Raw genomic sequence first — 294 nt, 5'->3', positions numbered from 1 at the left:
ATACAATATAAGCTGTATGGCTCATTTGAAATGCTTGTTATATAGAGCAAAGCAATTTCTTATTTCAAACCGAAATTACGTGATAATTCTTCATCATGAGAAGCAACAGCCTCTGCAGTTTTATTAAGCTGCATATTAATTTCTTGTAATAGCTGTGCGAAGTTTTGTACTTTTGGTTTTAATTGATTGAACTGTTGGTCAAAACCTTCAAAAGCACGTCCTTCCCATTCTCCTCTTAATTCATTTTGTAAGTTTTGTAGTTGACGTAAAATGTCCTCAATTTGATTTGCATCT

At 32.7% G+C, this 294-nt stretch carries 1 protein-coding gene; it reads right to left on the bottom strand.

Annotated features, from left to right (window positions below):
* Positions 1-59: 59 nt before the first annotated feature.
* The coding region (locus tag FE392_RS23370; protein ID WP_319932053.1) for a WXG100 family type VII secretion target at positions 60-294 on the bottom strand (235 nt) is incomplete at its 5' end.

Source organism: Xenorhabdus santafensis, from assembly GCF_033949405.1.
Classification (GTDB): domain Bacteria; phylum Pseudomonadota; class Gammaproteobacteria; order Enterobacterales; family Enterobacteriaceae; genus Xenorhabdus; species Xenorhabdus santafensis.
This window is presented reverse-complemented; position numbering and strand designations above follow the sequence as displayed.